A 23,886-nucleotide genomic window follows, 5' to 3' on the forward strand; every position below is an offset into this window, starting at 1 on the left:
GTGAACTAGATACCAGAAGATGTCTGCAGCCTTGGCCATCGTGGATGACGGGTCATGAAATCGAATTTGCTTTTGGTGAAGGGTGCAGCTTCATGTGATACTGAACAGCAACTACGCCGGAGGGTTGCATGCGTGTTACAGAACGGATCGATGGAATTATGATCGGTGTCCTTCAGGGGTTCGAGGACGGCGTGCCTTTGGTCGCATATCCGGCCAATCCGCTGGATCACCCGGTCGCTGCGCGCAGTCTGGTGATGTTGGACGACAATCACACCGGATGCGAGGTGGCGCTCCAATTCGAACAAGGGCAGGTTGATTGCCCGTTGATCCTTGGACGGATCATTGCGCCGGGCGATGGTGCCGAGATTGTCCGGGATGGAGACCGCGTGTGCGTCACCGGTCAGGAGCGGATTGAACTGCGCTGCGGCAAGGCATCAATCATCATGGAAGCGGATGGTCATATCACCATAAGGGGCAGCTATCTGGTCAACCATGCAACGGCGTCCAACCGTATCCGCGGCGGTTCGGTCAACATCAACTGAACAGGTGACTGGTGACAAGCCTGATCCTTGAAAACATAGTGCGACAACACGCAGAAGAGGCGGCGCATCTGTGGAATATCTACGACTACGCGTTGCTCAATCCCGATGAAAACCCTGATATGGATGAAGAGCGCATCGACCGGGTCGTGGAACGTCTGAACGCTCATATCGACGGGCTCCGCGTTGCAGGTGAGGAAGGGTTACGCGTGGCGCAGGAACGGTTCGATGAATATCCTGAACCAGGTGAGCTGTTCGTTTTGAGGATGCTGCAACCCAACGCCGCCGATGTCTGGGTCGCCGATTTGGATCTGGATGGGGTGCGGGCGTATTTGGCAGAGAAGTTAGCGGGTTAGGCCATAGTCACCTGATCAAATTTTAACCAATATTCCTCGTCGAATATCAGAACGTCTTTCATACCTAGCGACCACAATGTGTCTCCGCCAACAACAAGCTCTGAAAAACTGTTAGCAATTTTTAGGGGTTCCGGAATAAGCGTGAGTTCATCTTCAACATCGAGAATGAACAACGCAGTGAACCCGGCCAAATAAATGTCTCCGTGATACTCCGCTACGCTCCATATATCGATTATCCCGGGTTCGCTGCAAAGAAGTTCGAAGTCATCCTGTCTACCACGCAATACAGTCCCGTACTGACCGGCCGTATAAACCTGCCCACCCTTCGTACATAAGACAGCGTAGAAACAAGCGTTTGTCTGACTTTGAACCGGATGCCAATCTGTTCCGTCAAAACGCCAGACCACACCAAATTCCCCCGCTGCGTAGAGCTCGTGAGCACCAAAACCATCAATGGATTCGAAGTTCTGCTGATCAAATTCTTTGCGTAGTGTTTCGGATGGGCTGATATCGGTCCATTTGTTGGCGCCGTCGCGCCGGAAAACTTGCATAGATGTTCCAGCGGCATAAAACCTGCCATCGATCCAGGCAAGTTTACGCAACGGCCCACGTTTGACAGCGATGTCTTCTTCGATTGTTTCACCATTAACAAAATGAATGAACTTACCCCAGTCTCCTAAAAAGGCTGGGCCTGATTGGTGACCTTCACTGTAACAAGCAGAAACAATGCTGTGATCGCGATTTCCGATGGGTTTGACCGTACCGTTATGCATTTCCAGCAAGGCTGCGTGCGGTTCGTTCTTATCGCCAGCCAATTCGTCAATGACGCATGAAAAAGCCAGCGTGATATCATCCTTGGCAGCTCCACAAGTCAGTGAGAAATCGTTAAGAATAGGTTGCATATGTGGCTTCCTCAACCGCCGGCCATTTTCATTGCCTTGTCGAGATAAGACTGGATATTGTCGATCATGCGCCTTGCTTCGACTGCCGGTCGGCCCGGATTTTTGTCTGCGCGCAACGGTGTATTCTCTGTGACCCCTGCTTCTTCGTGAAATGCGTCAAGCTGCGCTTTGATGCAGGCGGGGCTACAATCAGATTCCGGAAAAACCTTTTTCATTGATGAAATCGATTTATCACGCATCTGGCCATAAGTAAGCGAATGGCAATTCAATGGGTTCTTTGGATCACTTGGTGACAATGCATTGTCAAGGATCTCGCAATACATGTCGTTATGCATCAATCCATGGCTTCCCTTGTTATGTGTTGCCCCTTCGGCACAAACACATGGTGCTGCCTTCTCATTGTAGCTGACTCCAGGCAGTGCGGTTCCGTCCACCGAAAAACTGGATTCGGGTACTAGGTGGTGGCCTGTTTGCTTGCCACAGCATTCTCCCTTGTCGGCGTCCTTTTTTGCCACAAGTTTGCATTTCATTGCTGCAAGACAAGGGTTTTTGCGCGCCGCACCAGAGTCACGCATACGTTCTTTGTTTACGCGGTTTTCGTCTGACGCCAGATCTTTTGACGCCTTTAGACCAACGAAGACCGCGCCGCCGGCTTTATGTGAAATTGTATCGTCCGAACTCCGGGTAGTGTTGTCCACACCGGGGGAAAGGCTTAGTCCCGCTGCTTTGCAAGCTTCATCAAGATTCTTGTAGTCTTTGCAGCCTTCCTGCATCTTTTGGATATCTTTGGCGCAGGGATTTGTCGGGTCAACCACCCAAGGTTGCCCAATCTTCGGCCAGGGTGGCGCGTTGGGCGGTGAGCCATGATTGTTGGTCTCGATATCCGAGAACCGGCATATATTCTTGCCCTCGGCTTTCACATTCATCGAATAGGCCTGCGATTTGGCCTTGCCGGTGTTCTTTGAACTGACGATGCCCTTTTTACTCGCACTTCCGGCCTCAGTGCCGGTGGTTTTTGTGAAATGTGAGTTGTTTTTCAAGTTGATCGTTTCGTCACCGATTTTGACGGTTCCGGTGCCTTTGTCCGTATTACTGTCCATCCCGAAGGAAGGATAGGGGATCGGAACGCCCGGCGGTGTTGGCGGGGCTTGCGGCGGCGTGAAACAAACATCGGGAAACGCGGCAATCACTTGGTTGGATTGCTTCTTGCAGGACACTTCCAGATTATTGGCGAAGACGGTCATGCGGCGCTAGCCTTGTCTGAAATCTCGGGTGCGAAGAACACTGCCGCGCCGCAGGTTCCATCATCCCCCGAGGCTTCTATGAGCACCGGATTACCTGGCGCGTAGCGCTTGATCGAAGCTTCCAGCGCCCATGCGATCATTATCGGAACCGCTGCGGCGCCCACGTTCCCGATGCATTCGGTCGGAGTCCAAAGTTCCTGTAACTCCCGGTGTTCACGCAAAAGCCGTTGCATCGACAACGCGGTTTGTTTGAAGAAATAAGCCTCACCGGTCAGATCAGAAATGCGATAATCAATCCGGTCGAATGTAATGCCCGAGTTCTCAAGCGCCTGACGATAGGCGCTGGTCATGCCATCGGCGCGGAGCGGCAGTTCTTCATCGTTGTACAAATAGGCCAATTCGCGGTTCAAGCCGAGACCTGTCATCGCAAGCTGTGTCGGCGCCCCGCCGGTACATAGCAGCGCGGCGGCTGCCTCGCCAGGAATGAAACCATTGGCATTGTTCCCGTCGAGAAGACGACCGGCTTGGATGAAACTGGCGACGGCGGGACCCGTCAAAAGGCTGTCTGCGCCGACAATCAGTACGTGATCATCCGGGTTCTGACGGAGTATGCGACTGGCGCGTTCCAGTGCGGCAAAGCCCGAGGGCCGGCCATATTCCACGGTTTCGAAACTGGTCTGTTGCGACAGGCCCGAAAATTCGATCAGCTTGCGGGCGAAACTGTCGGGGTCGCGCACGGGCGCGCCGCGTCTGGTTTCTTCGGCCAGACAGAGAATGACGGTCAGGTTTTCGATCTGTGCGCGGAAGCCGTCAAGCGCGTCGACCACAGCACCAGCTGCCAGATGTGCGACACGTTTTTCACCGACCCAATTTCGGGGCAGGGGGACCGGAGCCCCCAATTGCCATTCACCATCGGCAGCCAGAAAATCGGTTTCCTGAAACCCGTCCAGCCCGCCACGCATGGCCGCCGCAGATGCCGCGCGATTCAAGCCGACGGCCGTGACCATTCCTGCGGACAGGATGTTGACGCCGCCGGTCATAACGCAACCTGTTCAGGTATGCGCAAGGAAAGGGCTGGCCTGTAGACTTTGCCTTTCTGCTTGGCGCGCACCTGCGCGCGCGTAGGCGGTCCAATCCAGAACTCGGTAAATTCGGTGATCACCCGGCGAATAGCCACCTCGACACGCCAGGTGAGCGAGAAAACCCTTTTCTCGGCGTCAATCAGCAGCGTGTCAGGTAGGGCAGTTTGTTCCAGTGCTTCTTCCCAATCGCGCCAGATGGTCAGCGGCAATCTGGTATCGGGCAGGTAAAATGCTTCTTTCCCGCGCGGCGTCAAGTTGACAAGTACCACCTGAGTGCCGCCGGCAGGATAGTCGATCTGCTGATCGGTCGCGGTCTGCTGATAATAGCGTTCATCGAAATCTGCGGGCAAAAACGGAAAGACATTGTCCTTCCAGTTATCGTCGTAAGTTCCGGCAAATCGCTGCCGTTCGGGTGAAACGCGCGATATTGGCCCCAGCGCCATTGGTTTGTAATCTTCATAGGGCGAAGTAACAGGCACTCCGATTTCTTCGGTGTTTGGAAGGGGAAGCCCGCTCAGGCGTGACTGGTTTTTGAGGCTGGCAAATCCCTGTCCTATCGGGTTGGGCAGGTAGACGGGTGGAAGCTTGTCTTCCGGGTCCAGCATGCAGGCTCCGCCAAAAGCAGTATCATAGCTGAACGCCGCCCGGGAAAAGGGAATAGGGTCAGTCGTCGTGATCGCTGGGCCGATCACACGCCATTCCCGATGACCGATGACGTTGAACGTCTTGGCCATGGCGCCAACTTTCAAACCGACTTGAACCTTTTGGGCGGGTTTACCGCCCGGCGCATAGGCGGCTCCGTTCAGGACGACGTCACATTTGCCTTTGCGAAACGCAAAATCGGTTTCCCATGTGGTTGCCGAATACCCCGGTTCGCCACTGTATTCATCGGCCATCACCAACGGAGCCTGCTGTGGCATTGGCAGCGGTGGCTGATCCGGGTGGTCGGGAAATCCGAAGGTGCCCTTGACCACCAGCGACAAGTATTCGCGCCCGGCCACATCCATTCCCATCGTGATGCCATAGGCGAAATTAGTTTTATTGAAAACCTGCATCTGCTGGGCCTATGCAAATTTGTAGGCGAACCCGTCCGGGCCACCGGAAACAACTACCGAAGTCAGCTCAGCCCCTTCCAGCGAATAGTTCAGGATCTGGCGGCTGAGCTCGGGCAAAAGCGTATTCGTCAGGATCGCATCGATCATCCGGCCGCCGCTTTCAATTTCAGTGCACCGATCTTTGATGAGCTGCATCGCACTTGCGTCAACAGTCAGCTCAGCGCCGTATCCTTCTTCCAGCCGTCTGGCGATACCGCGCAGCTTGTGCCCGGCGATGGCCTCGATCATTGAATCTGACAATGGATAATAGGGGATCGTCACCACTCGCCCCAGCAAAGCGGCGGGAAAGACATTCAGCAGCGGAGCGCGCAGCGCCGCGGTCAACTCCTCCATATCGGCCGTTTTGCTGCCGTCTTCCGTCATCGCCATGATCTCTTCCGAGCCAACATTCGAGGTCAGCAGGATTAGCGTGTTCTTGAAATCGATCCGGCGCCCTTCGCTGTCATCCATCATGCCTTTGTCAAAGACCTGAAAGAAAATCTCGTGCACGTCCGAATGAGCTTTCTCGACCTCATCCAGTAGAATGACCGAGTATGGGCGGCGGCGCACGGCTTCGGTCAGAATGCCGCCTTTGCCATAGCCAACATAGCCCGGAGGTGCCCCTTTCAGCGTCGAGACAGTGTGCGCCTCCTGAAATTCGCTCATGTTGATCGAGATCAGGTTTCCTTCGCCGCCATACATCAGATCAGCCAGTGCCAGCGCGGTTTCTGTCTTGCCGACGCCCGAAGGGCCGCACAGCATGAAAACGCCGACCGGCTTTTCCGGTGCGCCAAGACCCGCAGTGGCGGTCTGAATACGATTAGCGATCATCTCCATCGCATGGTTTTGTCCAACAACCCGTTCCGCCATGGTCGTTGCCAGCGCCAGCGCTCGTTCGCTCTGGCTGGACAGCATCCGCCCCATGGGAATGCCGGTCCAGTCCTGAACAATGGCGGCGACGGCTTGCTTATCAACTGATGGCAGGATCAGCGGAGTCTCACCCTGCGCCTCGGTTAGCTGGGTCATTTTCTGGCGCAGTTCAGATAGCGCGGCATCGCGATCAAAGGGTTCGGTTTCAGGATTGGTTGGATCACTATCTTGTTCATCCGCACCAGCCTCAATTTCGGCGCCGGTTTCATCCAGAACTGCGCCAGAGGCGCGCAACTGGCCGCGCAGCTCGAGGATGTCTTTGACCAAGGCCTGCTCCGCTTCCCAACGGGCATTGGCGGCCTCCAGCTGGCTTTTGGCCGCTGCGATTGCGGCATCGACATCGGTCTTGCGCTCGTCGATGTCGATGCCGATCTCGCCCTCCCGGTCGATGATTCCAGCTTCGATCTCCAGCGCGGCCAGACGTCGTTCGACATCGTCAACTTCGGCAGGTGTGGCATGTTGCGACACGGCGACCCGGGCGCAGGCGGTATCCAGCAATGAGATCGCCTTGTCCGGCAACTGACGGCTTGGAATATAACGGTGCGAGAGTTTGACCGAAGCTTCTATCGCTTCGTCCAGAACCTCGACCTGATGGTGCTTCTCCAGCACTCCGGTGACGCCACGGCACATCAATATGGCCTTGTCTTCGGACGGTTCATCGATTTTGACGACCTGAAAGCGCCGGGTCAGGGCGGGGTCGGGTTCGATATGCTGTTTGTATTCAGCCCATGTTGTCGCCGCGACGGTCCGCAGTTCTCCCCTTGCCAGTGCAGGTTTCAGCAAATTGGCAGCATCGCCTGTTCCAGCCGCACCCCCTGCGCCGATCAACGTATGAGCTTCGTCTATGAAAAGGATGATGGGTGTGTCTGAGCTTTGAACTTCGTCGATCACGGCTTTCAGGCGCTTTTCGAATTCGCCTTTGACCGATGCCCCGGCCTGCATCAACCCGATGTCCAGCATATGCAGGTCCACGTTGCGCAACTGAGGCGGAACATCGCCCCGTGCCAGACGTTGGGCAAATCCTTCGACCACGGCGGTTTTACCCACACCTGCTTCACCCGTCAGGATCGGGTTGTTCTGCTTGCGACGCATCAGAATATCGATGATCTGACGGATCTCGGCGTCACGCCCGACAACCGGATCCATCGCCCCGTCCCGGGCGCGCTGTGTCAGGTTGGTGGCATATTTTTCAAGCGACGACTCGCCACCGCGCGCCGGTTTACGGGGGGCTTCTGCGGCACCGTCGGGTTCAATGCGTTCCAGCGAAGCCGCCAGAAGGTCGTCAAGTTGCGCTGCCATCGCCGCCGGGTCGAGCTTGTCGAACTCAAGACTGATCTTGAACAACAACCCCTCCAGCACGGGAACCTGCAGGGCGCCCAGCAAAATATAGGCTGAACGAACGGTGTCATCGCCAAAGTCAAGCGATCCAAAGTTCCATGCTTCTTGAATGGCCCGGAAAATATGATCCGAGAATTCTTCGACTGATCCGGCACCATGGGGCAGGGCATCGGTTGCACGCAGCATGTCACCGGTCAGTTTGTGGCGATCAACACCCGCAGCATCCAGCAGGATGTCCATATCTGAACGCTCGGAATCTGCCAGTTCGGTTATGAAATGCACAAGCTCGACATAAGGATTACCGCGTCTTTTCGCGGCTTGTGCGGCACCTGAAAAAGCTGCGAAACAAATCGGATTAAGTTTGCCCACAAGCTCTTTGCGTTTCACTGTTTCCTGCGACCCCCGTGGTGCCATACACTGTCCCTCAATTGCGAAAAAATTTAAATTCTCTGAAAAAGCAAACCGGTATAGTACATAAAGTATAAGCTAATTCCGGAATTGAATCGATAGTTTTGACAATGGGCTAATTCCAGCGGGGCGCGTTGATGATTGATCCGATGCCAGGTGATATTTTTCAGACCGGCCAGGTTCTGAACAACACTTATGAAATTCTGGGTGTGCTCGGCCGGGGTGGTACGGGCGAGGTTTACCTGGCCCGCAACCGGGTCGTGGACCGGAAGGTGGCGATCAAGGCGCTTAATTCGCAGTTCTCCGGCAATGCTGACTATGTCGAACTAATGAAGCGCGAAGAAGAGATACGTACTATCGTGCACGATGCAGTGGTGCGCTATTCCGAGTGCTCGATGTCAGATCAGAACCACGTGTTTCTGGTGATGGAGTTTGTTGACGGAACCTCGCTGAACGACCTGATGGTGAAGCGCCGGATCGAAGATCGGGAGCTTTTGATTGTCGCGCACCGCGTGCTTGAAGGGTTGGTTCAGGTGCACCGCAACGGGATCGTGCATCGCGATCTGAGCCCGGACAATATCATCCTGCGCGATGGTGACCCCGAGCGGGCGACGATTATCGACTTTGGTATCGCCAAGGATACAACGACAGGTGCTCGTACAATCGTTGGGAACGATTTTGCAGGAAAATATGAATATGCCGCACCCGAACAACTGGAAGGCCAGGCCGAGCGTCGGACGGATCTGTATGCGTTGGGGGCATCGCTTCTGGCTACAGCGCGGGGGGAAATCCCGTTTCTTGGTGCCACGCCGGGCGAGGTCATCCGGCGCAAACAACAACCATTGGACACATCCGGGCTTGGTGAAAACCTGCGGCACCTGATTGACTGGTTGTCTGCTCCCGCGCCTGACGATCGTCCCAGCGATGCGGCTGAAGCGTTGGAATGGGTTGGTGGGAAATTGAAGCCGGCCAGTGCTTCTTCTGAACGTGGCACAAAGGGTCGCGGAAGAACCGGTGGAAACATGTTTATTGGTTTGCCTGTTGCTTTGGTTGCCGTGCTCGGAGGGCTGTGGGCAGGTGGAGTTTTTGACGACCTGTTCAAACCACCACTGCCAGTCGCCAGCCCCTATGAGCTGACTGTAACCACTCTGGTTGACGGCAGTATGGTTTTGGCCAGTCATGCGCCGGATCAGCCGGGGGCCGATGTCATCCGAACCGGATTCGAGCGCGCAACCGGACAGTCAGCATCGCAAGAGGCCGTCACTCTGGCTGATGGAGTGCCCAGCCCTGAGTGGCCCACGTTGATGAACCAATTGATGGGCCTTGCCGCCAATCTGGAAAGCTGGGAGCTGTCGGTGACGGACGCGCACGCCAATCTGAGTGGTATCGCGTCCAGTGGTTCGGCGCGGGGTGCTCTTGAGGCTCAACTGGCTCAGTTCGTCAGCGCCTCGGGCATTGAGGTCGAACGGGATATTGTCGCAGGTCCCCGCGTTCTGTCACGCGCTGCACTGCAATCGTCACTGTCGCGACTGGGAAATTGCGGGCCGCTTAGCGCCTCAGCCACTGCTGACGGCACATATGCGTTGTTTGACACGATCACCATCACCGGTGATCTGGCCAACGGATCTGATCAGGATACGATCCAGCGTGCGCTGGGCCCAGTAGTGGGTGACAGAAACCTGCGTTTTGACACCACGATCCTGAATGATCAGCTTTGTGCTATTCGCGCAGTGCTTCCGGATGTGCCTTCCGCGAACCTGTCAATTTGGCTGGGAGATGGGGCCACTGGCGCGCCCTCGCTCAGCGGTGTATTTCGGACAGGCGAAAACCCGATGGTCGAAGTGCATGTGCCTGAAACGATTTCGGACGGGTCGCTGTGGGTCATGGTGGTCGACAATACTGGAACCGTGTTCCATGTGTTGCCGAATGTGAACCGGACCGCACATAACCTGGCTTCTCTGGGAGAGATCCAGAACGGGGTACGACAGGTGCGGGTTCTCCATTCGATTGAAGAGTTCAAGCAAGACAATACGCGCCTGGCGATCCGGATCAATGAAGGCGACTATGGAAAAACAGAAGTGATCGCAATTCTGAGCCGCTCGGACTTGTTCGATCTCCGCCGCCCCCGCGATGAAAGCGTGACATCGGTGGCTGAGGCTTTGGCCGGAGCCTTAGAAGGCCGAGAGGGGGAAATCATCGGCGTTGCCAGCCGGATCATTGATGCCCGACCCTGAGGCTGGTTAGAACAGATCGAACCGCACTGGGTTGATGGCCCAATACACCCGCGCTGCCAAAAGCAGACGTTCTTTGGGATCATTCAATGTTGCTGCGGACAGTGGAACACCCTGTGCTACTGCGACGTTTTCCAGGGCCTTTTTGGTGGCCGGTCCGACCTGGCCATCGACCGCCACGTTTTGCCCCAGTTCATTCAAGGCCAACTGCAAACCCCGATCCAGCGCAGTACGTGATAGAGTCCCCAATTGATCGCTGGCCTGTCCTGCGGCGTCGGTATCTGCCAGAAGTGAAGCCTTGGCCGCACGCAAGGCCGCGTCCGCTGGCCCCTTACCCGGGACCTGCCCGTCTAGAATGATATAAGCGCCGTTTGCCCCGCCCCATGCATCGCCACGTGCCAGCGACATGTCATACCAGCCCAGTGCTTCTGTTTTAGTCCGACCGGGAAGCTGACCTCGTAAGATCATGCGGGCCACGCTGGCAGGTGCTGTTGGGTGACCTCCCTCGGTGGCGGCCAGAAAATACTCCAGCGCCTTGTCGTGATCCACCGGATTGCCGCCCAGCCCGTTCAGGGCCACGTAAGCGAGGTTGTCGTACCCGTAAATGTCCTTACGCAATTCGGACGCCCGTAAATAACGCATACCGCGTTCAGGGATATAATGGTCGGAGTTTTCACGCAGGAAATACAGCCCCAGTTCGTTCATCGAATAGGTATGACCCAGCTCGACTGAACGTTCGAGCAATTCAAAGCCGCGTTGTTTGGCCGCTTGCGTTGTACCTTCGCGCAGCAACTTCTTGCCCAGCGTATGCATCGCATAAGGATCTTGTTCGGCAGTACCCTGTTCCAACAACTCCAGCGCCATCTGCGGATCACGGGGGATGCGGGTAACCGCACGGTCTATCCGTTCAGAGTCCAGCAAAACTGCAAGGGCATATTTCGCGCGGATATGACCGGCCTGTGCAGCGGCCAAGATGTTGGCATAAGCCTCGCTTAGTTGACCGGCGGCTTGCTGAACGCGACCAAGTTGATAACGAAACCGCGCATTGTCGGGGTCGGTCGCAACAGCTGTCTGACAGGCCTTCAGCCCATCGGAAATTCTGATTTCATTGGGCAGACGAAACACGCCCACGCCGTTCAGATCCAATGCATCGCCCGCCTCAAGATCACAGGCGTTCATGTTCAGTTTCAGCGATACATCAACCCGCTGGCGCTGCTGGCCCGAGGTCACTATCTCGACCGAGAATGTATCCGAGATGTCGGGTGTGACGAAATCCACCGCGCGGATGTCGGAAATTTCCGGAGCGTAGGAGATTGCGCCATTATCCTGTCCTGAGCCAATGGCAATAACACCCTGTTCGGGTCGCTCGACCAACTGAACTTCGTCAATATCGGTGCCCAGTGCCTGCTCCAGAAGCTGGGACAGCGGCACGTTCTTGTTGAATTGCTGGGTCAGATCCAACGACCGAGATATTGCTGCCTGAGGTGTTTCCGACACCGCCTCGGATTGCGATTGCGTCAGGTAGAAAGGTTTAACCAGCGTTGAGCTTTCCCATGGAATCTGTTGCCCGTTGGTCGAACTGTGCACACGTTCTCGAATGACCGGAAACAGAGCCTGAATGTTTTCAAACGGCGCGGCGCGCGCGGTCTCCAGAACGGCTGCTGTATAGGGGCTGTTCTGGCCCGAGGCTCCATCGCTTGCCACCGCCCCGGGTGAGGTCGAATAGGCCACGAGTGAGTTCAGCGGCGTTCGGAATACATCAAAGCCGGTGCGTGTTTCGAACAGGTTGGCGTCCAGATCGGCCGCCAGTCGGATGTCGCTGAAAGGATTGTCCCGGCAGGAATCAAGGATGGCCACATGTGCGGAACTACGGGCGGATAGCGTATCGATAACCCGGTCCAGTGTCATCGTCGCAAGAGGAACGTCATAGATGCTTTCGAACCTGGCATCCACGGGCAGCAGGTAATTCCTGCGCCCGATCTGGATTCCGTGCCCGGCATAATAAAACAGAACATTGGCAGAATCCGGGATGTTGAGGACGGCGGTACGGAGTAGTTCTTCGAATTCACGCTTTTCAAGATCATACCCGTCATAGACCTTAAAGTTGAACTCGCGCAGTAATGCCGCGATGTCCTGAGCATCCTTGCGTGCATTGCTGAGGTCACCGACATGGGTGTAATCCTGATTGCCGATCACGATCGCAATGCGCGGTGCGCCCGGCGTTTGTGCCAGCGTCGCGTTGCCGAGCAGGCATAGAGGAAGCATTACACCTAGTATTCGGCCTGCAACTTCGCGCCAGAACATGCGTGGCTCCTCCGTATCAGCCCCAGCTTCCTCCGCCGCCGCCTCCAGCGCCACCACCATCGCCGCCGCCGCCACCACCGCCTCCGTCGCCGCCATCGCGATCCTCACCAGTGGGCGAAGAACTGGGTGAAGGTGTCTGTACAGGGGCGGACGCAGGTGATTGCGCTGCGGGTGTTGCAACCGCCGGAGCAGCAGCTGCAGCCGGTTGCGGCTCAACAGTCGGCTCTGTCTGGCTGCTATCGATCGGAAGGCCATCGCAGCCTGCCAAAATTAACGTGCCGCACATCATGAACGATAGTGATACTCGGACCATCACGGGTTTCCCCCTTTAAATTCAACCATAATAATACAATAATAACTTTACGTGGAGTAAGCTCAATCTGTCCATGCTTGTTTAACAAAGACCATTTTGCAGTGCTGTGAAGTTAGTCACTCTCGTTTATGATCGGCCCGTAGGATTAGTGCCCATTGAAATGGCTACAGTCTCTGTTCCGGGCTAATTCAAGCTACTGAACTTCAGGAGGCGAGTTGAGCAACTTGTTTTGGCTTGGCGACGCGCAGATGTCGTGCCGTGAGCCCTATTTCCCCAAGTTGCCACGGCAAACCAAGTGTTGATGGTCATAGATTTCTGAGCGGGATTTTCTTCTTCAACCGCAATGGCTTGTGTTGGTGGGGTGCGCCCAAAGAATACGATCTGCATAAGCTTCTACAAAACTGCTGGAGCCGTTGGAGTGATAAAGATTTCTCCGCTCAGATGATGGCGGGGCTATCTGCCGATTCCAACGAGATGAAGGCCGCGATGATCGACGCCACCTATCTGAAAACCCACCGCGCTGAGCCCAGTTTGAGCGTCAATTATGGAGGATCATGAACCGATCAGGGGGATCAATTTCCCGACGAACGGGGACCGCGTGGACCCCTGATTAACAGAGCCAAAAAGGGGCATGAATACCAAGCTGCATGCCATCTGCGATAGCCCGAGAAGTCCCCTCAACCTGTTCGTGATTGCGGAACAGATCAGCGATCACATCGGTGCATAGGCGTTGTTGAACAGCCTGCCGTAAGTCGAACGGTTATTCGGAGATCGCGGCTATGATGCGGATTGGCTTAGAGAAGCGTTGGACGACAATAGGATATGCGCGTGATCCCTCGTCGCAGACAGCGTAAAACGCCGGAGAAGCGCGACAAGCGTAGGTGCAAAGGGCACAACCGGATTGAGATCATGTTCGGCAAGCTAAAAGATCGGAGGCGTGTTGGAACTCGATACGACAGGGGCCCTATCCGCCATCAGCTCTCGTGCCCTTGTCATTTTCTAGCTATGGGTCCTGAGCCTAGACATGAAAGTTGCACAGGCTTTAGGCTGATCTAGCCCGGCGCCTCTGATATATAGCGGTAGGGGCGACTTTCGTCCTTGACCCCGATGGGGTCCTGAGGGCAATGCTCCACTATCCGATGACCAACGGTCGTTCGGTCGATGTGCTTCTTCGTCTGGTGAAGGCGCTTCAAACGTCCGAGGCCCACAAAGATTGAGATCCCGGAGAATTGGCAGCCTGGTGAGGCGGTTGTTGTTCCTCCGTCTGCAACTGCCGATGCTGCAAACGCAAGGATGTCTGAAGATTTTGGCATAAAGGAAATGATTTTCCGACCGGAGCGTTTTGCCTTCCGTAAACAAAGACACAGGAAAAGGGATATGGAAGACACGTGGATTACCAAGTTCAAGGGCCTCAGTCGCCTGCCTGCTGATATCCGGGCCGAACTTGAAGAGGGTAGTGAAATCATCTCGGTACCTGCGGGCACTCAGATATTTGCTCCGGGGCAAACTGCGGATAACCTCTGGTTGCTGCTTGATGGCACTGTCAAAGTGCAACAGAAATCCGAGTCTGGTAGAGAGGTATTTCTTTACCGAGTTCATGCAGGTGAAAGCTGCGTGCTGACGACGGCGTGTATGCTGGCGTTTGAAGACTATGCTGCCGAGGGCATGTCAGAGACCGATGTCAAAGCTGTCGCAATCCCGCGTAGGACATTCGACGATCTTGTCGCAAAATCACCGGTGTTCCGAGAGTTTGTGTTCACGGCTTATTCGCGTCGGATCACGGATCTTTTCACGCTGATCGACGATATCGTATTTAAACGGATGGATGTACGGCTGGCATCCCGCCTGCTTGAGCTTGCGGACCACAGGAATGCTGTTCACGCCACACACGCAGTGCTGGGAACCGAACTTGGAACCGCCCGAGAGGTTATTTCGCGCACCCTTTCAGAGTTTCAGCGGCGTGGTTGGGTCGAGCAATCAAGAGGTGAGGTCAGGCTTATCGAAAGAGAAGGGCTGGAACATCTGGTGAAATCCTCAGGCGCATAGCGCTGAATGACGTTTTACCAAAGAAATTGGTATGCTTTTTCAAAGTTGATCTTGAGCACGCAAACGGCGATGCCAGCCGCTGCCCTCCGTTGCGGCGATTACTCCGGGCCGCATTATCGCAGCCCCAGCATCTGATGCGTGAGCTCCTGTGGGTCTTCGCAAGCCTGGCATCGGAATGAGCCTTTGACCGGGACTCTGGGAACGCGCTGATAAGCATGCCGGAGATTGACCCGCCTGCAAAGGACAGCATGTTTCCCGTTGGTGACCAAGTCACCAAAGCTCTGAGAGGGTCTGTGCAAATGTTCATCCATCGATTCTCGATGGAGTGAGACATGACCACCAATATGGGAAAATTCGACCGGGCGGCGCGGATCCTGATCGCAGCAGCTCTGGCATACTTAGCTTTGGCTACAAACCTGTTGGGCGCAGGTATTTTGTTCTGGCTGGCACTGATTGTCGCCGCGATTTTCACCCTTACTGCATTTGTGGGCAACTGCCTGGTCTACAGCATAATTGGCCTCAAGACCTGTCGGGACTGCTGATGATCGAAACCATGTTTACCCCGTGGATGTCGCTGACAGGTGGCGTTCTGATTGGCGTGGCATCGGTTCTGCTGATGTTGTTGATAGGTCGCGTGATGGGTGCGACAGGCATTCTCGCCGGGCTGCTGAGGCCCGCTTCAGGCGATGACTTCGCATGGCGGGCTGTATTGCTGGCAGGGATGGTGACCGGCCCGATGGTGGTCTGGCTGACGTCGGGCCAGATGCCGACAGTCCAGGTTCCAGAATCCTCCACAGCACTGGTTCTGGGAGGGATCATTGTCGGGCTGGGCGTGACCTTCGGTGCAGGTTGTACCTCGGGTCACGGAGTGTGCGGCATGGCGCGGCTGAGCCTCCGCTCGATTGCCGCGACGGGGACGTTCATGCTGTTCACCTTTGTCACGGTTTTCATCATCCGCCACGTGATTGGAGGATAAGCCATGAAGCTGATCGCAATCTATGTGACGGGTCTGATCTTCGGCGTCGGCATCTCGCTTTCGGGCATGGCAAACCCGGCTAAGGTTCTAAATTTCTTTGATGTTTTTGGTGCCTGGGATCCCTCTCTGATCTTCGTGATGGGGGGCGCCTTGGTGACGACGTTCATTGGCTACAAGCTGGTGTTTGGTCGGGCTGCACCGATGCTTGATCCCGCGTTCCACCTGCCATCGGCCACTGGGATCGATGCGAAGCTCCTCGGCGGCTCCGCTTTGTTCGGCATCGGCTGGGGCATTGCAGGGTTCTGCCCCGGTGGCGCGCTGCCCGCGCTCGGGACTGGCCGGTGGGAGGTCTTTACCTTTGTCGGTGCTCTCATTGTTGGCATCGCGGTTGCCAAGTTCCTGCAATCTGCGCTGACGCCCGATCTGCAAATCAACAATTGACGACCCTTCGGAGGAGAGAAGTTATGACCACCTATCCCGTCAACATGACCGTAAAACCTGACGTCTTTGCGTTCTTTGATCCGGCGACGAATACGATCAGCTATATCGTGAAAGATCCGAATTCCAACGCCTGTGCCATCGTCGACAGCGTCATGGACATCGACTATGCCGCAGGGCGCATCACTTTTGACCACGCGGATGAGCTGATCCGCGTGGTCACTGAAAAAGGCCTGCAACTGGAATGGATCATCGAGACCCATGTGCATGCCGACCACCTGTCCGCCGCGCCCTATATCCAGCAGAAGCTGGGCGGCAAGATCGGTGTGGGATCCAATATCACGGTTGTGCAGGACACGTTCGGCAAGGTCTTCAACGAAGGCACGGAGTTTCAACGCGACGGCTCGCAATTCGACGCCCTGTTCGAGGATGGCGATACGTACACAATCGGGACGATGCAGGCTTTTGCCATGTATACTCCCGGTCATACCCCGGCATGCATGGTGCATGTGATGGGCAACGCCGCTTTTGTCGGTGACACGCTGTTCATGCCCGATGGCGGCTCAGCACGCGCCGATTTTCCGGGGGGCGATGCAGGGGTCCTTTACGACTCAATCCAAAAGGTGCTGGCCCTGCCTGATGAAACCCGTTTGTTCATGTGCCACGACTATGGTCCGAACGGGCGCGACCTTGCATGGGAAACCAGCGTGGCTGAAGAAAAAGCCCACAATATCCATGTCGGGGGCGGCAAGACGAAAGAAGAGTTCGTCAGGTTCCGTACCGAACGTGACGCCACGCTGGCGATGCCGAACCTGATTATCCCTTCTCTGCAGGTCAACATGCGGGCCGGGGAAGTTCCAAGGGACTCGGACGGCAATCCGATGCTCAAGGTTCCGGTCAACACGCTCTAAGCGGCCAGAGGGAGGAAAGACATGGAATTCCGAACCATATCGCCCAAGTTTGCGGTCAGCCCGCAGATCACCGTTGACGACGTCAAGACAATCGCGGCGAAGGGCTTTCGCGCGATCATCTGTAACCGTCCCGATGGTGAAGGAGTTGATCAGCCGTCCTTCAAAGAGGTTGCCGCCGCCGCCGAAGCCGCGGGTATCGAGATGCGTTATGTTCCTGTGCAATCGGGCATGGTCAAGGATCAGGACGTTCAGTCATTTGGCGATGCGCTCGAAGACCTGCAGCGACCGGTTCTGGCCTATTGCCGGACCGGGACACGCTCGGCCACCTTGTGGTCGTTTCATGAGGCCAAAAAGCGTCCGATCTCGGAAATCCTGATGGCTGCCAAGGCGGCGGGGTATGACATGAACGGTGTTGCCCGTCGAATTGCCAATGGGGGCAAAACGCCGACCAATACCGGTGATGCCCATTTTCAGGTTGTGATTGTGGGTGCAGGTGCCGGTGGCATCTCGGTCGCGGCCAGCCTGAAAGCGCGGCAGCCTGATCTGGACATTGCGGTCATCGATCCGGCGGACATCCACTACTATCAACCCGGCTGGACCATGGTTGGCGGTGGTATCTTTGATGCGCAGACAACGGCGAAAACCATGGGCAGTCTGATTCCAAAAGGCGTCCACTGGATCAAAGCTGCGGTCGCCGCGTTTGAACCGCAGAACAACGCGGTTGTGCTCGATGGTTGCCGGGTGGTGAAATACGACCGGCTCGTAGTTTGTCCGGGTCTGAAGCTGGATTGGGGCAAGGTGGAAGGTCTTGAGGACACACTGGGGCGCAATGGCGTGACCTCGAACTATCGTTATGATCTTGCGCCCTATACCTGGCAGCTGGTGCAGGACATGAAACAGGGCCGTGCCATTTTCACCCAACCGCCGATGCCGATCAAATGCGCGGGAGCGCCGCAGAAAGCGATGTATCTATCAGGCGACGCCTGGTTTCGTCGCGGTGTACTTGGGGATATTGACATCCAGTTCATGAACGCGGGCGGGGTGCTGTTCGGGGTCAAGGACTATGTTCCGGCGCTAGAGCAATACGTGGAGAAATACGACGCCACGCTCAACTTCTTCCACAATCTGATGGCGATCGACGGACCGGCCAAAAAGGCGGTGTTCGAGGTGGCCAGACCGGACAGCGACGCAAGCACGATCGAGGTCGAATTCGACATGATCCATGTCTGCCCGCCACAGACCGCACCTGATTTTGTGCGGGTCTCACTACTGGCGGATGCGGCGGGCTGGGTCGATGTCGATCAGGCTACACTGCGCCACAAGAGCTATGACAACATCTGGTCGCTGGGTGATGTGATGAACGCTCCGAATGCCAAGACCGCTGCAGCGGCGCGAAAACAGGCGCCGACGGTTGCAGGCAATATCGTCGCTGACATCGCGGGTCGCTCGGCAGTGGCGCAATACGATGGCTATGGGTCATGCCCGCTGACGGTGGAACGTGGAAAGATCGTGTTGGCCGAGTTCGGCTATGGTGGTGCTTTGAAACCCAGCTTTCCGCGTTTCTTGATCGACGGGACAAAGCCCACTCGCATGGCGTGGTTTCTGAAAGAAAGCCTGCTGCCGCCGATCTATTGGAAGGCAATGCTGCGCGGCAAGGAATGGATGGCGCGGCCGGAAAAGCTGAATGTTGCAACGGAATAATCGATGGGTCTGTCTGCGTAATTTCCCCCGTTTCAATGCGTAGCGACGCGCGGGCGGCGCCGTGGGCGTCGCCCGCCATCCAGATTGAAAGAGCAAGATGAAAGATCGACTTCGCCGATATGTCCCTGTTCTGGGCTGGGCGCGCAGCTATACGCGCGGCGCGTTTTCAAACGATCTGATCGCGGCGCTGATCGTGACGATCATGTTGATTCCGCAATCGCTGGCCTATGCTCTGTTGGCGGGGCTGCCTCCCGAAGCCGGCATCTATGCGTCCATTCTGCCAATTGTGCTTTACTCCATCTTTGGCACTAGCCGCGCGCTGGCCGTCGGGCCGGTGGCGGTGGTGTCGCTGTTGACGGCCACGGCCATTGGGCAGGTCGCTGAACAGGGCACGGCAGGCTATGCAGTCGCAGCCCTGACACTGGCCTTCTTGTCCGGCGCTTTTCTTGTGTTGATGGGTGTTCTGCGTCTGGGTTTTCTAGCCAACTTCCTCAGCCATCCGGTGATTGCCGGATTCATCACGGCCTCGGGGGTATTGATCGCGACCAGTCAGGTGAAACACATACTGGGTGTCAACGCACATGGGCACACGCTGCCTGAAATGGTCGGGTCAATATTTGCGCATCTGCCCCAGATCAATTGGATTACATTGGCAATTGGCGTGATTACGACCGGTTTTCTGTTCTGGGTACGCAGGCATCTTAAGTCATCTCTGCAGCGCCTTGGAGCCGGGCCAGTTCTGGCCGACGTTCTGACTAAAGCCGGGCCCGTGGCTGCCGTAGTTGCTACAACGGTTGCCGTTTGGGGCTTTGATCTGAACGCGCAGGGTGTGCAGATTGTGGGGGCTGTGCCGCAAAGCTTACCTCCGCTGACATTGCCCAGCTTTTCATCAGATCTGATCGAAGCGCTTGTGATTCCAGCGATCCTCATCTCTATCATCGGCTTTGTCGAAAGTGTCTCAGTCGCACAGACGCTGGCGGCGAAAAAGCGTCAACGTATTGACCCGGATCAGGAACTGATCGGTTTGGGTGCAGCCAACCTCGGGGCCGCGTTCACCGGAGGGTATCCGGTTACGGGTGGCTTTGCGCGTTCGGTGGTCAACTTCGATGCAGGGGCTGAAACCCCGGCTGCGGGGGCCTTTACCGCCATCGGCCTTGCCATCGCTGCGGTTGCGCTAACCCCTTTGGTCTACTACCTGCCCAAAGCCACACTGGCGGCGACGATTATCGTTGCCGTGCTCAGTCTTGTGGATCTATCGATCCTGAAAAAGACTTGGGATTACTCCTGCGCCGATTTCACGGCAGTTTCCGCAACTATTCTTCTGACGTTGGGCTTGGGCGTTGAAGTCGGAGTGGCGTCCGGAGTGGCGATCTCGGTTTTGCTGCACCTTTACAAAACCTCCCGCCCGCATGTGGCCGAAGTCGGTCTTGTCCCCGGAACCCAACATTTCAGGAACATCCAGCGTCATGATGTGGAAACCGTGCCTTCGCTTGTAACGCTGCGCGTTGATGAAAGCCTGTATTTTGTAAATGCACGTTTTCTGGAGACCTTCGTTCAGAACCGCGTGACCGATGGTGGTGCCGTTCGGAACGTGGTGCTGATGTTTTCTGCAGTGAATGAGGTCGATTTTTCTGCCCTCGAAAGCCTTGAGGCGATAAACCATCGGCTGACCGACATGGGGGTCGGTCTACACTTGTCCGAAGTCAAGGGACCCGTCATGGACAGATTGAACCGCACGCATTTCCCTGAGGTTCTAAATGGTCAAATCTTCCTGTCTCAATACGAGGCTTGGTTCAGCTTGAGAGCTTAAAGTACACCAAAAAGTCGAGCACAGTCAGTGTGGCACCGGACACCCAATGTGCGTGTGACGAGGATACGCAACAGATCTCGTGACCCGGTCTCCTAATATCAGGCCATAGTGTTCCGCCGTGACGATGGCGCAGTAGAGATACATCTATTCGCCGTAGCAAGGTTTCATTCATACTCCAAGATTTCAGCGTTGATAGCTTCTTCTATTGCGCTCGCACTGCGATCAGCCGCGAATACTTCGTCATCCTCGTATTAAAGGTGGCGTGGTCGACCCGCACGCCGCGTTCGGACATGATCTCTTCCGAGTCGTGATAGGACACCGCGTGCCGAAGATAGAAGAACATGGCATACAAAACTAAATCCTATTGAAAGTGGCAGCCTTTAAAAAAACGAAACTATGACCCGTCCGAAACTATTTATTCTAAGCAAATGCTACAACGGGCAACCGCGTTAATCTGAACCAAGAGATTGCGACGCAACTGAAGATTTTCCATTTTCGCAAATCAGCCCCGTGCTTTGGAACGGTACGCTCTGCATGAAGTTGTTAGGGGTTCTTTCGGGGCCTCCGACACAGCTGGCTGTGGTCCCATGGGTAAATGTGCAGCGACGTGGAAATTCACGGAAAGGTGAGGAAATCAACAATTGGAAAAAAAATATTACCAATTTAAAAAACTCAGACTATCTTGCGCCTGCATCGGCATGGCCTCGCACGGGCATGACGATGATCAAAGGGAGGAACACATGACCAAGAAGCTCATTACACGCCGCAGCGCATTCAAGACGATTGCTGGTGCAGGCGCGGCGTCTCTGGCGGCCCCTCACATTGCGACGGCTGCAGGAGAAGGAACCACTTGGAAGATCCAGACATCTTGGCCCGGGGGGATCGGGCTACAGACCTTCAAAGACTGGTGCGCCACAATCGAAGAAAAAACCGGCGGGGAACTTGCTTTTCAAGCCTTTGGTGCCAATGATGTTGTGGGTGATTTCCAGCTGGCCGATGCGGTGAAAAATGGCGTTTTGGACGCCATCAATCCGTTCACCATCTATTATCAAGGCATCATCCCCGCGGCAGTGTTCCTCAGCTCTTACCCGCTGGGGCTGCGTCAGCCGCATGAGTATGACACATTCTACTATGGCCTCGGTGGCATCGACATTGCTCGCGAATTGCTGGGCGCACAGGGGCTGCATTTTGTCGGTCCGGTGCATCATGGACCGAACATCATCCACTCGAAAGTTCCGATCCGTTCGATCGATGATTTCGAAGGCCGCAAGATGCGACTGCCCGGCGGCATGGTTGCCGAAGTATTCTCGGAACTTGGTGCTGAAACCACGGTTCTACCGGGGTCGGAGATTTTCCCGGCACTGGAAAAGGGCACCATCGACGTGGCCGACTTTGTTGGTCCTGCAGTGAACCATGCATTGGGTTTCAGCCAAGTGACCGATTACATCGTAATGGGACCGCCGGGCTTTATGTCGGTGTACCAGCCGGTCGACCTCATGGATATCACCGTCGGCAAGGCCGCATGGGACAAGCTAAGCCCGCAGATGCAGGAATTTGTCGAGATGGAAACCCATGTCTATTCCGATCTGCACCACGCCGCGATTCAGGCCGCCGATCAGGAAGCCTGGAAAAAATTCGAGGCCGAAGGCACCGAGATCACCCGCCTGTCGCAGGACGATGTCGAGCTAATGACCGAGATCGCCGTGCCGATCTGGTTCAAATACGCCAACCGCGACAAAGACGCGGCGCGGGTGTTCAAGATCCAGCTCGATTACATGATGTCCGGTTCGCTGGGCTATGTGACACCGGAGATGATCGAAGGTCAGACTCTGGACCTGTAATTCTCGGGCCACGTACCCTTCGGTCCGCGCAGGTTCTGCGCGGACCTAACTTTCCTTTGGACTTCGGAACGTAACATGCCAAGCGTCGATTTTACGCTGCCGCACTGGCTGTATTGGGTGGGTTTGGTCGCCTTTCCCGCTTTGGCCATGGTGCTGGCGCGCCGCACGCAACCTCAGACCCGCACCTATGGGCTGCCACTAGGGTATTTGATCCTGGTGACTGGTGGGATGCTGGGTCTGCATCGCTTTTATTTGCGCAATCTGCTGGGGCTCGTCTATCTGCCGGTCTTCCTCATGATCCTCTACGCCAACGGACAGGAGCGTGAGGCGCGGAACGAATTCTCCAATGCAATAAACGTGGTGCGCCAGGCCGAACGTGTGATCGAACGTGAAGCTGGCCGGGTTGAGACTGCCGAGGCTGAGCTGGATGAGCTAAGGGCTGCCGCTGAAGCCGCGCAAGACGGCACCGCTTTGCAGAAACGACGTGCCGAGCGGGCGCTGGACCGGGCGGAAAAAGCTATCAGTACCGGCCGCGAGCGTTTGGACGAAGCAAACGCCGATTTGCAAGAGGCGCAACCGCTTGCCGAAACCGCCGGCGCGACCCGCGCGATGTGGAGTTCGGTTGCGCGCTACGCCTTTTACACAATTCTGGCTTTCCTCGTTGTGGACGCCCTGTTGCTTCCCCGGCTTGTCAATCGCGCGCGGGAGAAAGCTGCAGTGGACCCCGACGAACCAGAGCTGGAAATCGACGAGGAAACCGCCGCCCGGGCAGCCGAGATGGACCCCGGTGCGCGGAAGGCCGATCATGAATATGCCGAAAACTGGATTGATCGACTGTCCTTATATGCAGGTGAATTTGTCAGCTATTGGGCGGTGATTGCGGTCTTTGTCTACTACTACGAAGTGATCGTCCGCTATGTGTTCAATGCACCGACCAACTGGGCGCATGAATCCATGTATCTGATGTTCGGCATGCAGTACCTGATCGCGGGCTCATATGCGATGCTGACCGAAAGCCACGTGCGTGTCGACATCTTCTATGCGCCGCTGTCCAAGCCCAGAAAAGCCTGGGCCGATCTGTTCACATCGATCTTCTTCTTCATCTTTGCCGGCACGTTGCTGGTGACGTCGTACATCTTTGCGATGGACGCAATCGCAGTGCCTACCGGCAATTCAGTTGTCTCGGAATGGGCGCGCGGCAATCTCGGCTTCTTCGAGATGTTCGGGGCGCTGACTTTTGGCGACTGGACGGATCCGAATGTCCGCTGGGGTGAGATCAGCTTCAACGAATGGGAAATCCCTCTCTGGCCGATGAAGTGGATGATGGTTGTGGGCGCGATCCTGTTGATTTTGCAAGGGGTGTCGAAACTGTCCAAAGACATCCGAACTATTGCACGGGGGTTCTGACCGATGGGTCTGGAA

20 protein-coding genes and 1 pseudogene are annotated in these 23,886 nt (G+C 55.9%); 13 read left to right on the forward strand and 8 right to left on the reverse strand.

What is annotated here, in order from left to right; all coding sequences use genetic code 11:
- The first annotated feature begins 128 nt into the window (after positions 1-128).
- Positions 129-542, forward strand: a complete 414-nt coding sequence (locus ACR0NF_RS14420) for a DUF6484 domain-containing protein (RefSeq protein WP_480659472.1) — start codon at positions 129-131, stop codon at positions 540-542.
- Between the two features lie 38 nt (positions 543-580).
- Entirely contained in the window at positions 581-895 is a 315-nt protein-coding gene (locus ACR0NF_RS14425; RefSeq protein WP_480778470.1) for a hypothetical protein, read from the forward strand.
- On the opposite strand, the gene ACR0NF_RS14430 is transcribed toward ACR0NF_RS14425, so the two are convergent.
- The 5 genes from ACR0NF_RS14430 to tssH are packed head-to-tail and all read right to left on the reverse strand — an operon-like array spanning position 892 to position 7,899.
- The gene (locus ACR0NF_RS14430) at positions 892-1,797 is read right to left on the reverse strand and encodes a beta propeller repeat protein (protein ID WP_480659473.1); all 906 of its coding nucleotides are present in this window, start codon (positions 1,795-1,797) and stop codon (positions 892-894) included. The genes ACR0NF_RS14425 and ACR0NF_RS14430 overlap by 4 nt on opposite strands.
- Positions 1,798-1,808: 11 nt before the next feature.
- Entirely contained in the window at positions 1,809-3,041 is a 1,233-nt protein-coding gene (locus ACR0NF_RS14435; protein ID WP_480472140.1) for a PAAR-like domain-containing protein, read from the reverse strand.
- A complete protein-coding gene (locus ACR0NF_RS14440) occupies positions 3,038-4,081 on the reverse strand; it encodes a 3-oxoacyl-ACP synthase (RefSeq protein WP_480778471.1) in 1,044 nt (347 codons plus the stop codon). The genes ACR0NF_RS14435 and ACR0NF_RS14440 overlap by 4 nt, the downstream gene beginning before the upstream one ends.
- Positions 4,078-5,178: a DUF2169 family type VI secretion system accessory protein gene (locus tag ACR0NF_RS14445; protein ID WP_480778472.1), complete on the reverse strand. Its 1,101-nt coding sequence runs from the start codon at positions 5,176-5,178 to the stop codon at positions 4,078-4,080. The genes ACR0NF_RS14440 and ACR0NF_RS14445 overlap by 4 nt, the downstream gene beginning before the upstream one ends.
- Before the next feature lie 9 nt (positions 5,179-5,187).
- A complete protein-coding gene (gene tssH, locus ACR0NF_RS14450) occupies positions 5,188-7,899 on the reverse strand; it encodes a type VI secretion system ATPase TssH (protein WP_480778473.1) in 2,712 nt (903 codons plus the stop codon).
- A gap of 131 nt (positions 7,900-8,030) precedes the next feature.
- Here tssH and ACR0NF_RS14455 point away from each other — a divergent pair, with 131 nt between their 5' ends.
- A complete protein-coding gene (locus ACR0NF_RS14455) occupies positions 8,031-10,127 on the forward strand; it encodes a serine/threonine protein kinase (protein ID WP_480472136.1) in 2,097 nt (698 codons plus the stop codon).
- A 6-nt stretch (positions 10,128-10,133) separates the two neighbouring features.
- On the opposite strand, the gene ACR0NF_RS14460 is transcribed toward ACR0NF_RS14455, so the two are convergent.
- Both ACR0NF_RS14460 and ACR0NF_RS14465 read right to left on the reverse strand, forming a co-directional pair.
- Positions 10,134-12,524, reverse strand: coding sequence for a caspase family protein (locus ACR0NF_RS14460; protein WP_480667683.1), 2,391 nt, complete (start codon positions 12,522-12,524; stop codon positions 10,134-10,136).
- Positions 12,445-12,741, reverse strand: a complete 297-nt coding sequence (locus ACR0NF_RS14465; RefSeq protein WP_480472134.1) for a hypothetical protein — start codon at positions 12,739-12,741, stop codon at positions 12,445-12,447. Before ACR0NF_RS14465 ends, ACR0NF_RS14460 begins: the two co-directional genes overlap by 80 nt.
- Before the next feature lie 215 nt (positions 12,742-12,956).
- Here ACR0NF_RS14465 and ACR0NF_RS14470 point away from each other — a divergent pair.
- The 8 genes and pseudogenes from ACR0NF_RS14470 (at position 12,957) to ACR0NF_RS14505 (ending at position 20,623) form a co-directional block, all read left to right on the forward strand.
- A pseudogene (locus ACR0NF_RS14470) lies at positions 12,957-13,797 on the forward strand (IS5 family transposase).
- A 321-nt stretch (positions 13,798-14,118) separates the two neighbouring features.
- The gene (locus ACR0NF_RS14475) at positions 14,119-14,787 is read left to right on the forward strand and encodes a Crp/Fnr family transcriptional regulator (protein WP_480472133.1); all 669 of its coding nucleotides are present in this window, start codon (positions 14,119-14,121) and stop codon (positions 14,785-14,787) included.
- Positions 14,788-15,119: 332 nt separating this feature from the next.
- Positions 15,120-15,329, forward strand: coding sequence for a YgaP family membrane protein (locus ACR0NF_RS14480; RefSeq protein WP_480778474.1), 210 nt, complete (start codon positions 15,120-15,122; stop codon positions 15,327-15,329).
- Positions 15,329-15,763: a YeeE/YedE family protein gene (locus ACR0NF_RS14485; protein WP_480472131.1), complete on the forward strand. Its 435-nt coding sequence runs from the start codon at positions 15,329-15,331 to the stop codon at positions 15,761-15,763. The genes ACR0NF_RS14480 and ACR0NF_RS14485 overlap by 1 nt, the downstream gene beginning before the upstream one ends.
- A gap of 3 nt (positions 15,764-15,766) precedes the next feature.
- Positions 15,767-16,204, forward strand: coding sequence for a DUF6691 family protein (locus tag ACR0NF_RS14490; RefSeq protein WP_480472130.1), 438 nt, complete (start codon positions 15,767-15,769; stop codon positions 16,202-16,204).
- A gap of 23 nt (positions 16,205-16,227) precedes the next feature.
- Entirely contained in the window at positions 16,228-17,112 is an 885-nt protein-coding gene (locus ACR0NF_RS14495; protein WP_480778475.1) for an MBL fold metallo-hydrolase, read from the forward strand.
- 21 nt (positions 17,113-17,133) lie between these two features.
- Positions 17,134-18,813 (forward strand): bifunctional protein tyrosine phosphatase family protein/NAD(P)/FAD-dependent oxidoreductase, encoded by a 1,680-nt coding sequence (locus tag ACR0NF_RS14500; protein WP_480778476.1) that lies wholly within the window; start codon positions 17,134-17,136, stop codon positions 18,811-18,813.
- Positions 18,814-18,910: 97 nt separating this feature from the next.
- A complete protein-coding gene (locus ACR0NF_RS14505; RefSeq protein WP_480472127.1) occupies positions 18,911-20,623 on the forward strand; it encodes a SulP family inorganic anion transporter in 1,713 nt (570 codons plus the stop codon).
- Positions 20,624-20,825: 202 nt separating this feature from the next.
- Here the strand turns inward: ACR0NF_RS14505 and ACR0NF_RS14510 are convergent, their stop codons facing one another.
- Positions 20,826-20,966, reverse strand: a complete 141-nt coding sequence (locus ACR0NF_RS14510) for a hypothetical protein (protein WP_480778477.1) — start codon at positions 20,964-20,966, stop codon at positions 20,826-20,828.
- Between the two features lie 397 nt (positions 20,967-21,363).
- On the opposite strand from ACR0NF_RS14510, the gene dctP reads away from it, so the two are divergent.
- Together dctP and ACR0NF_RS14520 are read left to right on the forward strand one after the other, a co-directional pair.
- A complete protein-coding gene (gene dctP / locus ACR0NF_RS14515; protein WP_480472125.1) occupies positions 21,364-22,464 on the forward strand; it encodes a TRAP transporter substrate-binding protein DctP in 1,101 nt (366 codons plus the stop codon).
- Between the two features lie 75 nt (positions 22,465-22,539).
- On the forward strand, positions 22,540-23,871 hold the full coding sequence (locus ACR0NF_RS14520; RefSeq protein WP_480667686.1) for a TRAP transporter small permease subunit: 1,332 nt from the start codon (positions 22,540-22,542) through the stop codon (positions 23,869-23,871).
- Positions 23,872-23,886 lie beyond the last annotated feature (15 nt).

This window comes from Ruegeria sp. CF4 (genome assembly GCF_056537345.1).